Genomic DNA, 14,047 nt, shown 5'->3' on the forward strand with positions numbered 1-14,047 from the left:
GGTTCGGGAAGCCGGCGGGACGTCGGCGCCCGCGGAGCCGAAGGGGCCGCGCACCGGAGGTCTCTCCGGCGCACGGCCCCACGGGGTCGGGCTGTGTCAGCGGCTGCCCACGGAGGCCCGCGAGCCGATCCACCGCGCGATCACGGTGAACAGCAGCACCAGCAGGAACAGGCACAGGGCGGCGCCCCACGCGCGGTCGATACCGGCCTCGAAGGGCTGCATGGCGCCCCGGTACAGCTGCATCGGCACGGCGCCCTGAGGCTCGCCCTGGAAGGCGGTCACGACCAGGCCGGTGCCGAACGCGGTCAGCAGCAGCGGGGCGGTCTCGCCGATGCCGCGGGCGACGGCCAGCATCGAACCGGTGGTCAGGCCGGGGGCGGCGGCGGGCAGCACCGTGTGCACGATGGTCTGCCACTTGCGCGCGCCCAGGCCGTAGCTGGCGTTGCGCATCTCGTTGGGCACGAGCCGCAGCATCTCCTCCGCGGACCGCGTCACGATCGGCAGCATCATCATGGCGATCGCCAGAGCACCGGCGAAGGTGCCGAAGCCCATCTGGCCCCAGCCGATGACGATCAGGCCGTAGACGAACAGACCGACGAAGATCGAGGGGATGCCCGTCATCACGTCGGTGAAGAAGCGGATCGCGCCGGTCAGGCGGTTGGGCCCGTACTCCACGACGTAGACGGCCGTGGCGATGCCGAACGGGATCGACATCACGACCGCGAGCGCCATGATGTAGAGCGTGCCGAAGAACCCGGCCGCGTAGCCGCCGCCCTCGCGCCGCGGCGGGGGCTCGGTCGCGGTGAAGAACTCCAGGTTGACGACGCCGATGCCGCGCCGGGTGACCTCGAAGATGATGAGGACCAGCGGGATCATCGCCAGGACCATCGCGGCGGTCAGCGCCACCGACGCCGAGCGGTCCTTGAACCTGCGGAAGCCGGAGCCGGGCGGGCGCTGGCTCAGGGGGGTGTGCCGGGCGTCCGGAGGAGTGGTGGTTGCTGTGCTCATACGGCGGAGTCTCCCGTGAACTGCCCCAGGCGCCAGACGATGACGCGGGCCAGGATGTTGACGATCATCGTGACCAGGAAGAGGGCGACGCCGATCGCCATCAGCGCCGTCCGGACCTCGGGCGAGGCCTCACCGAAGGACGCGGCGATGTGCGAGGCCATGCTGCTTCCGGTGCCGAACAGGCTGCCGCTCCACCCCTGGGTTCCGCCGATCAGCATCAGCACGGCGATGGTCTCGCCGAGGGCGCGGCCCAGCCCCAGCATGGCGGCGGCCACGATCCCGGAGAAGCTGGCCGGCAGGATCACCTTGGTGATGACCTCCCACCGGGTGGAGCCCAGGGCGTAGGCGGCCATCTGCTGCTCGATCGGCTGGACGACGACGACCTCGCGGATGAGCGCGGTCATGATCGGCAGGATCATGATGGCCAGCACGATGCCCGCGGGCAGGTAGCCGACACCGCGCACCGGTCCCTCGAAGAGGAAGAACCAGCCGAAGGTGCCCTCCAGCCAGACGAAGAAGGGGCGCATCACGTTCGGCAGGAACCAGTGCAGGCCCCAGAGGCCGAAGATGACGCTGGGCACGGCGGCGAGCAGCTCGACCGTGTACGACAGCGGCTTGGCGAGGCGGCGCGGGGCCAGGTGGGTCAGGTAGACGGCGACCATGATCGCCAGCGGCAGCGCGATGACGATCGCGATGGTCGCCGTGACCAGGGTGCCGTAGATGAAGGGCCAGGCACCGTAGGTGCCGGTGATCTCCGTGCGGGAGCCGCCGCTCTGCCAGTTCTCCCCGAGGAGGAAGCCGAAGAAGCCCTCCTTGGCGAAGACCGGCCAGGCCTCGCTGGTGGTCCGGATGACCATCAGCGCCAGGATGACCAGGACGATGGTGCCGCAGGCCGCGACGGCCCACTTGAAGATCGGATCGCCCAGGCGCCCCTTGCCGGACTTCAGCGTCCCCCGCCGGGAGTCCTCGGGGGCCTGGGGGGCCTCACGGGCCTCGGTGGACATGTGCTTCTCCTCTGTGGCTTTCGTGGGGAGTGGAGAGCGTCCCGCCCCGGGACGGGGGCGGAGGTTGGGAAGAAGGCGTGCGGGGCCGGGATGGCTCTCCCGGCCCCGCGGGGCGTTCCTACTCGGTGGTGGCGTCGGCCTCGGGAGCGCTCTCCTCGGCGCTCTCCTCGGTTCCGGCCTCCTCCTCGGCACCGGCGTCGGCGCCGCCCTCGGCGGAGTTGGTCTTCTCCAGCTCGGCGACGACGCGGTCGGTCAGCTCCTGGCCCAGCGGCGCGTAGCCCAGCTCACCGGCCAGGTCGCGGGCGCCCTCGTCGGTCAGGGCCCAGGTCCAGAAGTCGATGATGGCGTCGGCGCTGGCCTGCTCGTAGCCGCAGGTGTAGGTGAAGATCCAGTTGGAACCGGCAATCGGGTAGCCCTCGCCGCCGATGTTGTCGATCGCGAACTGGAAGTTGTCCGGGATCTCGGCCTCCTCGGAGGCCGCGATGGTGGACTCCAGGGTCGGCTCGATCGGGTTGCCGTCCTCGTTCACGATGTGGGCGACGGACAGGCCCGCCTCCTGCGCGAAGGACTGGTTCACGTAGCCGATGCCGCCGGGGTTCTGGGTGATGCCCTGGGCGACGCCGTCGTTCTGCTGGCCGCCGACCAGGCCGTCGGCCCACTCGATCTCCTTGCCCTCGCCGTACTTCTCGGCCCAGGAGTCGACCTCGGTGCTCAGGTAGTGCGAGAACACGTAGGTGGTGCCGGAGCTGTCGGAGCGGTGGACCGGGATGATCTCGTCGCCGGGCAGCTCCATGTCCGGGTTGAGCTCGGCGATGGCCGGGTCGTCGAACGTGGTGATCTGGCCGTCGTAGATGGCCGCGATGGTCTCCGCGTCCAGGACCAGGCCGTCCAGCTCGGGGTTGTTGAAGGCGATGACGACCGCGCCGAAGACGACCGGGAACTGCACGGCCTCACAGCCGCGAGCCTCGGACGCGGCCGCGAGGTCCTCCTCGCCCAGCGGCTCCTCGGAGGAGCCGAAGTCGACGGTCTGCTCCAGGAACTGCTCCACGCCGGCACCGGAGCCCACGCTCTGGTAGTTGACGCTGACGCCGGGCTGGACGTCGTTGGAGTAGGTGTAGATCCAGTCCTGGAACAGGGGGTCGGGGAAGCTGGCCCCGGCACCGGTCAGGGAGGCGCTGAGGTCGCCCCCGCCACCGCCGGAGCTGTCGCCGCCGGTGTCGCCTCCGCTGCTGCACGCCGCCGCGAGCAGGGGGATGGCCGCCAGGACGGCGAGCTTGGAACGCCCGTTGCGCATGTCGTAGTTCTCCTCGTTGAATCACCGCTGTCGGGGCTGACGTGAAATGACAGTAAGCGCGCAGGAAGACGCTGTGTCATCGAGATGGAGGCGGGATGGTAGAAGAAGGGTGAATGCGGAGTGAATGGCGGTAACCATCTGATAACGGGTGCGTGTTTTTCGGCTCCGCGCGGATCCTGTCATGTTCTGGGGACAGGCGGTGATGACCTGCGGGTATGGCCGTGGAGTCCGGGATGGCGCGGTGGTCCCCCGGTGGTGAAGGTGACACGTCGGATTGTTCGGTGATTCATCTTCGCGTTCGTCTCGGACCGAGGTGACGTGAAGATGAACAAGGGGTCTCGTCGGCATCACCGAAAGGACCCGGCGGAGGGGAATTCACCGACCCCGTCCCGCGCTTTTCCTCCGCTCAGGAACCGTTCGCCGTGTCCAGCCGGTAGCCGATTCCCCGGACCGTGTGGATGAACCTGGGCTGTGCCTCGGAGTCACCCAGCTTGTGCCGCAGGCGCCGGATGTGCACGGCGATGGTGTTGTTCACCGGAGGCAGCGGCTTGTGCCAGACCTCGGTCCACAACTCCTCGCGGCTGACCACCCTGCCGCTGTGCCTCAGCAGGAAGTCCATGATCCCGAACTCCCGCAGCGCCAGGTTGACCGGGTTGCCGTCCACGAAGAGCCGGTGCCCCAGCGCGTCCAGCTCCAGGGCGCCCGAACGCAGCGCGGCCGGGGAGGCGGTGCCGTCCGGGCCGCCGCCGTCCGGTCCCGGGAGGGAGCCGCGCAGCAGCGCCGCCAGCTCCGGGATCCGGTAGGGGCGGTTGACGCACGCGGTGGCTCCGGCCGCCAGCGCGCGCATCGCGCGCTGGGAGTCGCCGGGGCCCACCCCGATGAGGATCGGGATGTCCGTCGCCCGCCGGGTCACCCGCACCAGCGTCTCCAGGTCCACCTCGGGCGGAGTGGCGCTGGTCACCAGGGTGTCCGGCCGCATCATCCCCACCCGCAGCAGCGCCTCGGCGCCGTCCACGCACACCGTGATGTCCACGTCGTGCCCGCTCAGCGACAGCACCAGCTGGTGCGACTGCTCCGATTCGGGCTCCACCAGCAGGACCCGGAGCGGTCCCTCCGACCGTTCCGAGCGCTCGACCGTTTCGTCCTCGACCGGGGCACCCGGGAACGGGACGGATGCGGACGTTGTGAGCGCGGGCATGGGAGGTCCACTTCGTCGAAGGAACAGTGGGGCGGATCCCCGGGGAGGGTGCTCCGGCCTGACCGAAACGGCCCTCCGATCGGCGGTCGCGACCGGAGGGCACGCGGCCGTGGGAGGGCCGGAGGAGAGCGGTTGGGCCGAGGCGGCCTCGCCGATCAGCGGTCCCGGTCCGTGGGAGGGCCGGAGGTCAGCGGTTGGGCCGAGGCGACCTCGCCGATCAGCGGTCCCGGTCCGTGGGAGGGCCGGAGGACAGCGGTTGGGCCGAGGCGACCTCGCCGATCAGCGGTCCCGGTCCGTGGGAGGGCCGGAGGACAGCGGTTTAGCCGAAGCGACCGCTGATATAGTCCTCGGTCCTCTGGTCGGACGGCTTGCTGAAGATCGTCGCGGTCTCGTCGAACTCCACCAGGCTGCCGTAGCGGTCGCCCGCGTCGTCCACACCGGCGGTGAAGAAGGCCGTGCGGTCGGACACACGCGCCGCCTGCTGCATGTTGTGCGTGACGATGACGATGGTGTACTCGCTGGCCAGCTCGTACATCAGGTCCTCGATCTTGAGGGTGGCGATGGGGTCGAGCGCCGAGCAGGGCTCGTCCATCAGGATCACCTCGGGGTTGACCGCGATGGTGCGCGCGATGCACAGGCGCTGCTGCTGGCCGCCGGAGAGGGCGAAGGCACTCTCCTTGAGCTTGTCCTTGACCTCGTCCCACAGGGCGGCCTTGGTCAGCGTCTCCTCGACCAGGTCGTCCATGTTGCCGCGGACGCCGTTGATCTTGGGGCCGTAGGCCACGTTGTCGTAGATCGACTTGGGGAACGGGTTGGGCTTCTGGAAGACCATGCCGATCCGGCGGCGCACCTCGATGGGGTCCACCTCCGAGGCGTACAGGTCCTCGCCGTGGTAGGTGACCTTGCCCTCGATGCGGGCTCCGGGGATGAGGTCGTTCATGCGGTTCAGGGTCCGCAGGACGGTGCTCTTGCCGCAGCCGGACGGCCCGATCATCGCCGTGATCTGACGGGGGCCCACCTTCAGGTCCACGTCGCGCACGGCCTTGTTGGAGCCGTAGTAGATGGAGAGCCCGGAGACGTCGAAGACGGGGTCGCCCAGGTCGGGAACCTCGCGGTTGTACCGGACGGTGTCGGGGGCGACGCCGCGACCGGTCTCGGTGCCGCGAGGGGAGGCGGTGTTGCTGACAGACATGAGGCCACTTCCGGGTCGGACTGTGCGTGCGCGGGAGGTGCGCGGCCGGAGCCGCGGGGCGCGGTCGAACCCATGCAAATATGTCCGTATGAAGCAACGGTGAACGAACCCCGTGGCGAAGGTGAACGTGGGCGGTGAACTCGGAGGCGTGGCGATCGCGAGGCGTTGTCCTCCCGTCACCGAAGGAGGTGCGGACCGCCTCTGGAGTGCGGTTCGTCCCGTCTGGGAGGATCGGGCCCCGGGCGGGCCGAAACCCGCCGGGCGGGTGGGCAGGTGACCGGTCGCAAACCTCTTGATGACGTTTCGGTCTTCCTGATTCACCCTTTTCGGTCCTACCAGGGCGGGGTCCAGTCTCCTGCCGGGGTGGGGCGGCGTCTCGCCCGGAGGCCGCCGCCGCGCCCGCCCGGCCCGGCCCCGTCCGGACGCGCGAACGCCCCGGACGCCGCCCTCCGGGGGAGGGGGCGTCCGGGGCGCGCGGAAACGGTCCGTGTCGCTCCGGGGAGTGGTGCTCCGGAAGTGTTACTCCGGAGAGCCGCCCTGCTCGGCGATCTTCTCCCGCACCTCGTCCATGTCCAGCTCCTTGGCCTGCGTGATGAGGCTCTCCAGAGCCTCGGAGGGCAGGGCCCCGGGCTCGTTGTAGATGACGGTGCGCTCGCGCACGATCATCAGGGTCGGGATGGACTGGATCTTGAACTCGAAGGCGAGTTCGCGCTGCGCCTCGGTGTCCACCTTGGCGTGGACGATGTCGGTGTGCTTCTCCGAGGAGGTCTCGAACACCGGGGCGAACTGCCGGCAGGGACCGCACCAGTCCGCCCAGAAGTCGATGAGGACGAAGTCGTTGTCCTTCAGCGTCTCCGCGAAGTTGTCCTTGGTGAGCTCGACCGTGGGCACGTGGTCTCCTGTATCTGTTCGTTGGTTGGTGTCGACCGTCGGCCAACCGCCATCTCTCAGTGCTACAGCGGTCGTGCCCGTTCGTTTGTTCCGCATGCCTGCCGCGGCCGGTGAACCACCCCGCAGTCCGGTTGTTTTACGCCATAACACGCCTTACATACCTGTTTGGGAGGAAAGAGGCGCGACGGCTAGTGTCGACTGGAGGGACGCGGGCCCCGCGTGGCGGGCCCGGCCCGGTTCGGGGGCGAACCCGGGATCGTCCCTGTCGAAAGGGGGGAGCGGGATGGGTTCCGAAGCCTCTCCGCGGGACCCGGAGGGTCCTTCCGTGGACTACCGGTTCACCCTCGCCAACGAGCGGACCTTCCTCGCCTGGGTGCGCACCGCGCTGGCCCTGCTCGCCGGTGCCGTCGCCGTCCTGCACCTGCTCCCGCTGGGCTGGGCGGAGGGGCCGCGCACCGCGGTCGGCCTGCTGCTGGCGGTGCTGGCCGGGGTCATCACCGTCTACGCCCCGCTGCGCTGGTACCGCGTGCAGCAGCTCATGAGCCGTGGCGCGGCCCTGAAACTGAGCGCGCTCCCGCTGGTCACCGCCCTGGCGGTGGGGCTGGTGTGCGTCCTGGTCCTGCTGGGCAACCTGCTGTGACCACTCCCGTCGAACGCGACCCCGGCATGCAGCCGGAGCGCACCCTGATGTCCTGGCACCGCACGATCGCCCTGCTGGTCGTGGTGGGGCTGCTGTTCCTGCGCGGCTCCCTGGCCCCAGGCGACGACGCCTTCCCGCAGGCTCCGCCCGAGGTGCGCGTGGCCACCGCGGTCGGACTGCTGCTCCTGGCGGGGGTGCTGGCCGCGCACGTGTGGCTGCGGTGGCGGGCCGGCGGGCACGGTGCGCCCGTTCCGGGAACCGGGCGGCCCTCGCCGTCCGTGGCGGGCCCGTGGGCGATGGCGCTCCTGTGCGCGGGCGTGCTCGCCCTGAGCTGCGTCCTGGTGGTGACGGTGCTGCTGGCTCTCTGAGGACCCGGCCCCTCGTCCGCGCCGCCCGGAGGCGGACGCACCCGTCCATGCCCTTGGCGGGCCCGGGGTCCACCGGCGCCGATCGCCCTCGTGCGGGCATGGGGGAGCACCGGACACGTCGGGGACGCGCGACCGTCCCGTCGGGGGAAGGGTCGGAGCCGTGGCCCTTCGTCTCCTTGTCCCGTGTCGGTCGGCCGAGGCGGAGAGGGCGCCCCGGACCGGACCCTTCAGGTTCGGTTACGCCGGCTGCGGTACGGAGCCGACCGCGCGGCGGTGTTCCATGATCGAACGGATGATGTCGTTGAGGTCGCGCTCGGGGCGGTACCCGATCAGCCGCGCGGCCAGCGAGGTGTCCGGGTAGCGGCGCTGCATGTCCTCGTAGCCCTCGCCGTAGGCCTCCTCGTAGTCGACGTAGGTGACCGCGCTCCTCGAACCCGCCAGCTCCACGACCCGGTCGGCCAGGCCCTTGATGGAGACCTCCTCGTGCCCGCCGAGGTTGACGGCCTGGTTGTAGGCCTCGGGGGTGTCCATCAGCCGCAGGAGCGCGGGCACCACGTCGAACACCGAGCCGAAGCAGCGGCGCTGCGTCCCCGTCCCGTACACGGTGATGGGCTCGTCCGCCAACGCCTGGTCCACGAAGCGCGGGACCACCATCCCGTACCGGCCCGTCTGGCGGGGGCCGACCACGTTGAAGAAGCGGGTGATGACGCACGGCACGCCCGACTCGACGCCGTGCACGTAGGCGACGAGCTCGTCCAGCCCCTTCGCCGCGGCGTAGGACCAGCGGCTCTTGGTCGCCGGCCCGTAGACGCGGTCGTCGCCCTCCTTGAGACCGTCGGCGTCGTTCTTGCCGTAGACCTCGCTGGTCGAGGCGACCATGTAGGGCACGCGGTGCGCCACGGCCGCCTCCACCACGTTCTCCGTCCCGTGCAGGTTGATCCGCAGGGAGCGCAGCGGGTTGTCGACGATGTTGTACACGCCCACGGCCGCCGCGAGGTGGAACACGGCGTCCGCCGGGGCGACCAGGGAGTCGACCAGTTCCCGGTCCAGGACGTCCCCCTCCACGAACCGGAACCCGGGCGAGCCCTGCGCCTGGACCAGATTCGCCAGGGATCCGGTCGACAGGTCGTCCAGGACGGTGACCTGGTGGCCCCGGGCGATCAGGTGGTCGCACAGGTGTGAGCCGATGAAGCCGGCTCCTCCGGTGACTACAGCCTTCATGGTTTCCCCTCCACTCGGTGTTCTCTTCCGCCGTTCCCCGACTGGGAACGGCGTGTGCGCGCGGTCGTCGCGGCCGCGCACGGTGGGGCGGCGCACGGCGCCGCCGGCCGCGGGTCCGGGAGCGCTCAGGCCAGGCAGCGCAGCACGTGGAACCCCTCCCCGAGCGCCACGCCCGCCTGCATGCCCCGCAGGACGGCGAGGCTGCGCAGGGTGGGCTCGGAGCGGGTGTGCGGGTGCTGGTGGGACTGGGATCCGTACAGCTGCATGCCGTGGAGCTTGTCCACCACCTGCACCTCGTCCAGTTCGACGATGAGGTTGGGCGGGCACAGCGGCTCCGAGCGCCAGTGGTCGGCGGCCTCCTCGTAGGCCAGCGCCAGGCGCGGGTGGTGGCGCAGCGCGGTGTTGGACGGGCGCAGGGCGGTGTGCACCGCCTCGGCCACGGCCCGGTGGTCCTGGTTGTAACTGGAGTGGTGCGGTCCGAGCACCACGGTCGGGCGGAGCCGCTCGATGGACAGCGGGCTCTCGCGCTCGATCAGCTGGGCGAGCTCCACCCGGGCGACGGAGTCGAGCCTGAGGTGGTACTGGTCGCCGGGCAGGGCCATGTGCCAGTCGTCCCAGCGGAAGTGGTCGGCGACCTTCTTGATCTCCGCGTAGCGCTCCTCCGCTGTGGAGAAGCCCTTGGGAGACATGTCGGCCGTGTCCCCGACGGTGAGGAACTGGACGAACACCTCGGCGCCGGCCGCCTTGGCCTTGCTCATGAGGCCGCCGCAGCCGAGCGTCTCGTCGTCGGGGTGGGGCGCGAACACCAGGATGCGTTCCTGGGACCAGTCCGTCGTCATACCGTTTTCCGTCCTTTGCCTAGAGAGCGATCGGGTTTTTCCCGGGGAGCGGCGCCGCGCCCGGTGGCTCGGCGCTGTGGTGGACCCGTGTTCGGGTCAGCTCTGGGTTCTCGCCTGCCGGAGCACGTGCAGTGCCTCCGGGCCGGTGTTGAGGAGAAGGTCGATCGCCGACAGACGAGGGACGAAGTCGGCCGGGGCGCGCCCGTGCTGCGGGTACACCGGGTGGCGGAAGTCCTGCCACCGGACGCCGATCCCGTAGCGGCGCAGGGTCTCGGGCTCCAGGTAGTCCCGGGCGCCGTCGCCCGAGAGCATGGTGTGCGCCCCCGTTTTGGCGCAGATCTGGGCGAGGAGCTCGCTCTTGCGGCCGGGGAAGTCCCCGATCTCACTGGCCAGCGTCAGCGGCGTGTCGATCCCGAAGCACCGCATCAGCATGCGCGTGGTCGCCACGCACAGGTCCGCGAGACCGTCCCACTCCTGTTCGTACAGGTGGGCGATTTCGTCGCGGTAATCCTTCCAGTAGGGCGCCTTGCGGTAGCAGTGTTCCGCGAGTGACTTGTAGTGTCTTGACTTCCAATTCTGACTGTTATCAACAACCTTGTCCCGTATGCGGTCGTCCCGACTGCCCTGGACGACCGGAACGGTCAGCAGGACGGGTTTCCCGCTGCCGCCGATGTAGTTGCGGTTCTGCCATCCGCGACGTTCGAACTGGACGTTGTCGAGGATGATGAAACGGTCGGAACGGTCAATTTTATCCAAAAGCCCCAGCCACGGAAGGTAGTGCGGCTGGTGCAGTGCCACGGTGCGTGACGCACCGTCCTGGCTGCTCATGGCGGAGCGACCCCCCGGGCTGGTGGCCTGTGGGATTCGAGTGGAACCGGATGAGGATGAGGACGGAACGCCGATCACTCCGAGCATTCTCCTTCTCTCCGCTGGTCACTTTCCGCAGACTTTTCCAGAACCTGGACAATGATGGACAAACCACAGACGAGCCGTAGCTACAGCTCACAAATATCCTCTTATGGTTACCATCTTCCGCAAGCCCGTGTATACGATTTGTGTGGCCTACATAGGACGCGAACCCGGGTGAACCTCTCGGTGTCGTAGGGCGTCAAGATAACACCGACTTTGCGGGTTAATGTCGGTCCGAAACCGAGAACTTCGGAGGGTCCTAGCGCTGTGCGTACCGCACGTTTCATAGGCGGCCTGCTGATCGGGCTCATCGCCCTCGCCCTGGCCGCGGCACTCTTTGTCTACTGGTTCGGCTACGCGACGGACGTGGCCGAGGCCTCCGGTCTCGGCGCCCTGGGTTACGTGTTCCTGTGGTTGGCCTTCGGCGCCAACCTGCTGCTGTGGACCACCGTCGGACTCGTGCGTCTGGGAGAGGACTCGGTGCGCGCCGTGCTCCGGTCACCGCGCGCCGGGCACCGCGGCGCCGTCGGGGGCGGGGCCCGCGAACGCGTCCTGGTGGGCGCGGGCGGTTCCGGCGGCACCGCACTCGCCGAGCGGGGCGGCGACGCCTCCGAGGGGGGCGCCTCGGCGGCCGTGGCGGCCCGGGCGGAGGGTTCCGGGCGGGAGGTGTCCCTGGCCGTCATCATCCCGGCGCACAACGAGGAACCCGTCATCGGCGGCGCCATCGCCTCCGCCATGGGGCTGTTCGAACGCTGGGACATCTACGTGGTCTCGGACTCGTCGAGGGACTCCACCGCCCAGATCGCGGCCAAGACCGGCGTGAACGTCCTCGAACTCCTCGCCAACCGCGGCAAGGCCGGGGCCATCGAGGCGGTCATCGAGGAGTTCTCGCTGACCGACAACTACGACGGCGTCCTCATCCTGGACGCCGACACCGAGCTCGACCCCGGGTACGTGGAGGGCGCCCGGAGGCAGCTGGCCGACCCGTCGGTGGCGGCGGTCGCGGGCTTCGTCGTCTCGGAGTGGAAGCCCGGGGAACGCGGTTTCGTCGGCCGGATGATCTCGGCCTACCGGGACCGCCTGTACTTCATGCTCCAGTACCTCATGCGCTTCGGGCAGACCTGGCGGCACGCCAACACGGCCTTCATCGTGCCGGGCTTCGCCAGCGTCTACCGCAGCGAGGCGCTCAGGGAGATCGACGTCAACCCCAAGGGGCTGGTGATCGAGGACTTCAACATGACCTTCGAGGTGCACCACAAGCGCCTCGGCAGGGTCTCGATGAACCCCGACACCAAGGCCTACAGCCAGGACCCGTTCACCTTCCGGGACTACTACAAGCAGGTCACCAGGTGGACGCTGGGCTTCTGGCAGACCGTCCGGCGCCACCGGGTGTGGCCGAGCCTGTTCTGGGCCTGCCTGGCGCTGTACATCCTGGAGGTCGTCCTGGTCTCCGCCGTGCTGCTGGTCACCACCGTGGTCGGCCTGTTCGTCCTGGCGGGGACGCTGGGCGGCGAGTTCTTCCTGAGCCTGCCCTTCGTCGGGGAGGCCTTCACGGCGGTGACGGCCTTCCTGCCGCTGCTGGCGATCGCCATCGGCCTGTTCATCCCGGACTACATGCTCACCTGCCTGATGGCGGCGATCCGGCGGCGGCCGTCCTACCTGGTCTACGGCCTGCTCTTCTTCCCGATCCGGCTCGTGGACGCCTATCTCGCGCTGCGGATGATCCCCAAGGCGTGGACCACCGAGTCCGACGGCCGGTGGAGCAGCCCGGACCGCGTCTCGGGCAGGTGACCCGACCTGCGGTGATGTGAGATCGTCCGGCCCCGGGTACCCCGGGCGCCCGGGGTACCGGACAGCGTTTAGGCTGATTTTCGCCCGCCCGCGGACCTGTCCCGCCGGAGCGGGGACGCAGTCGTCTGAGGGGGATCAGCCGTGGACAAGAGGCGCGTGTCGTTCGCGTTGTACCGGGTGCTGGCGTACGTGACCGGAGTCTTCCTGGTGGGCCTGACCTTCGTGGCCATGCCCGCCAAGTACCTGGTCGGGGAGACCGCCCGGTTCTCCCTGGTGGCCGCGCCGCAGGGCCTGGAGCACTGGTTCGGCCCCGAGTCGCCGCTCATGCTCTACATCGCGATGCCGCACGGCTACATCTACATGGCCTACGTCTTCGTGGTCCTGTGGGTCGCCCTGGACCGCCGCTGGAGCGCCTCCCGCACGCTGGGCGTGGCGCTCGCGGGCACCATCCCCGTGCTCGGCTTCGTGGTCGAGCACCGGATCGTGCGCTCGGAGCGGGCCAAGGACCGCGAGGCCGGACGGGCTCAGGAGCCCGCGACGGCGGGCTGATCCTCCCGGGAGCCGCCCTCGCGCAGCTCCCGGCGCATCAGCAGGATCCAGAAGACCACGGCGGAGACGCCGAACATCGCCCACTGCACGGTGTAGCTGAGACTGCGCCAGTTGACGGTGAACCCCGTGGGCGGCTCGGGCGGCGGCGCGGGGACGAGCGAGGCGGTGGCCGGATCCGTCTCGGGCAGGGTGACGTAGCCCTCGTAGAGCGGGTGGTCCCACTCGTTGACGAGCACGGACGTGGCGATCCGCTCGACCTGGCCCTCGGAGACGTCCACCGGCACGACCCCCTCCGAGCCCGCCGGGGGCAGCAGCCAGCCGGTGACCGTGACCTCGCCCCCCGGCACGGGCGGGATGTCCCGGCCCTCCTCGGCCCAGCCCCGGTTGACGGTGACGGCGGCGCCGCCGTCGTCGGTGACCAGGGGGACGATGACGTCGTAGCCGCGCACGCCGTCCACGACGCGCGGCACCAGCAGCTGGGCGTCGGCGTCGTAGCTGCCGCTGGCCTCCACCGCGCTGTTGGCGAAGGAGTCCGGGTGCATGTACTGGCCCGGTTCGAGCAGGTCCGAGACGGGCACGGCGCCGGCCAGGTCCGCGACCGGGTTGGTGATGACCTCGCGGTCGGGCTCGAAGGCGCGGACGAACTGCCAGGCGGTACCGGCGACGCAGACGACGCCGACCAGCAGGGCGAGCAGGTGGATGCCGAGCCACCGTGGGCTGAGGAGCGGTGATCTCACCAGACCAGGCTAAGCGCGGTCCCCGAGCGCCCCGTCATGACCCCGGTTTGACGCTGCGCACACACACTTGGCCCGCCGTCTGCCGAGGAATGACGATCACTTTAAGTAGTTCATCGTGACTCAGGGTTGTTCTTCGAGGTTGTGGTGGGTAGTGTCTCCATCAACGCGGGACGATCGGGTCGTTTCCGCGGCAGGCCTTCAAGGCCGCGACTCCAGGGGGGAGGAGTCGCTGGCCGCTTCCCAGCGCGAGGGTCGCTTCCGTACTTTGAGGGGGGATGCGGAAGCGACCCTCGCCACCTCGTAACCGGGGGCGTTCCCACTGGTCAGTGGGGACGCCCCCGTCGTTTCCGTTTTCCGTGTGGTTTTTCGGAACGCGGATCTCAGCGGGGGCGTGCACGGAAGTCGC

The 14,047-nt window shown here is 69.6% G+C and carries 14 protein-coding genes; 4 read left to right on the top strand and 10 right to left on the bottom strand.

Features of this window, described 5'->3' with window-relative positions:
* Window positions 1-96: 96 nt before the first annotated feature.
* The 6 genes from pstA to trxA all read right to left on the bottom strand — a co-directional run bounded on the left by pstA (window position 97) and on the right by trxA (window position 6,587).
* A complete protein-coding gene (gene pstA, locus EV372_RS11870) occupies window positions 97-1,008 on the bottom strand; it encodes a phosphate ABC transporter permease PstA (protein ID WP_130396041.1) in 912 nt (303 codons plus the stop codon).
* Window positions 1,005-2,012 carry a phosphate ABC transporter permease subunit PstC gene (gene pstC, locus EV372_RS11875; protein WP_130396042.1) on the bottom strand — a complete coding sequence of 336 codons (1,008 nt, stop codon included), beginning with the start codon at window positions 2,010-2,012 and terminating at the stop codon, window positions 1,005-1,007. The genes pstA and pstC overlap by 4 nt, the downstream gene beginning before the upstream one ends.
* A 118-nt stretch (window positions 2,013-2,130) precedes the next feature.
* Window positions 2,131-3,306, bottom strand: a complete 1,176-nt coding sequence (pstS, locus tag EV372_RS11880) for a phosphate ABC transporter substrate-binding protein PstS (RefSeq protein ID WP_130396043.1) — start codon at window positions 3,304-3,306, stop codon at window positions 2,131-2,133.
* 406 nt (window positions 3,307-3,712) lie between these two features.
* Window positions 3,713-4,504 carry a response regulator transcription factor gene (locus EV372_RS11885; protein WP_130396044.1) on the bottom strand — a complete coding sequence of 264 codons (792 nt, stop codon included), beginning with the start codon at window positions 4,502-4,504 and terminating at the stop codon, window positions 3,713-3,715.
* Between the two features lie 319 nt (window positions 4,505-4,823).
* Window positions 4,824-5,696, bottom strand: coding sequence for a phosphate ABC transporter ATP-binding protein PstB (pstB, locus tag EV372_RS11890; protein WP_013156377.1), 873 nt, complete (start codon window positions 5,694-5,696; stop codon window positions 4,824-4,826).
* Window positions 5,697-6,215: 519 nt separating this feature from the next.
* Entirely contained in the window at window positions 6,216-6,587 is a 372-nt protein-coding gene (trxA, locus tag EV372_RS11895) for a thioredoxin (protein ID WP_013156378.1), read from the bottom strand.
* Window positions 6,588-6,870: 283 nt separating this feature from the next.
* Here trxA and EV372_RS11900 point away from each other — a divergent pair, with 283 nt between their 5' ends.
* Window positions 6,871-7,227, top strand: coding sequence for a YidH family protein (locus tag EV372_RS11900; RefSeq protein ID WP_165435982.1), 357 nt, complete (start codon window positions 6,871-6,873; stop codon window positions 7,225-7,227).
* Window positions 7,224-7,595: a DUF202 domain-containing protein gene (locus EV372_RS11905; RefSeq protein ID WP_130396046.1), complete on the top strand. Its 372-nt coding sequence runs from the start codon at window positions 7,224-7,226 to the stop codon at window positions 7,593-7,595. Before EV372_RS11900 ends, EV372_RS11905 begins: the two co-directional genes overlap by 4 nt.
* Before the next feature lie 237 nt (window positions 7,596-7,832).
* Here EV372_RS11905 and EV372_RS11910 read toward each other — a convergent pair whose 3' ends face one another.
* The 3 genes from EV372_RS11910 to EV372_RS11920 all read right to left on the bottom strand — a co-directional run bounded on the left by EV372_RS11910 (window position 7,833) and on the right by EV372_RS11920 (window position 10,483).
* Window positions 7,833-8,816, bottom strand: coding sequence for an NAD-dependent epimerase/dehydratase family protein (locus tag EV372_RS11910; RefSeq protein ID WP_130396047.1), 984 nt, complete (start codon window positions 8,814-8,816; stop codon window positions 7,833-7,835).
* 125 nt (window positions 8,817-8,941) lie between these two features.
* Window positions 8,942-9,655, bottom strand: coding sequence for a PIG-L deacetylase family protein (locus EV372_RS11915; RefSeq protein ID WP_130396048.1), 714 nt, complete (start codon window positions 9,653-9,655; stop codon window positions 8,942-8,944).
* 96 nt (window positions 9,656-9,751) lie between these two features.
* Window positions 9,752-10,483: a WbqC family protein gene (locus EV372_RS11920; protein ID WP_130396049.1), complete on the bottom strand. Its 732-nt coding sequence runs from the start codon at window positions 10,481-10,483 to the stop codon at window positions 9,752-9,754.
* Window positions 10,484-10,831: 348 nt separating this feature from the next.
* On the opposite strand from EV372_RS11920, the gene EV372_RS11925 reads away from it, so the two are divergent.
* Window positions 10,832-12,355 carry a glycosyltransferase family 2 protein gene (locus EV372_RS11925; protein WP_130396050.1) on the top strand — a complete coding sequence of 508 codons (1,524 nt, stop codon included), beginning with the start codon at window positions 10,832-10,834 and terminating at the stop codon, window positions 12,353-12,355.
* Window positions 12,356-12,496: 141 nt separating this feature from the next.
* A complete protein-coding gene (locus EV372_RS11930; protein WP_130396051.1) occupies window positions 12,497-12,904 on the top strand; it encodes a DUF3817 domain-containing protein in 408 nt (135 codons plus the stop codon).
* On the opposite strand, the gene EV372_RS11935 is transcribed toward EV372_RS11930, so the two are convergent.
* The gene (locus EV372_RS11935) at window positions 12,880-13,641 is read right to left on the bottom strand and encodes an SURF1 family protein (RefSeq protein ID WP_130396052.1); all 762 of its coding nucleotides are present in this window, start codon (window positions 13,639-13,641) and stop codon (window positions 12,880-12,882) included. The two genes, EV372_RS11930 and EV372_RS11935, sit on opposite strands and share 25 nt — an antisense overlap.
* Between the last annotated feature and the right edge of the window lie 406 nt (window positions 13,642-14,047).

Source organism: Nocardiopsis sp. CNZ308 (genome assembly GCF_004217075.1).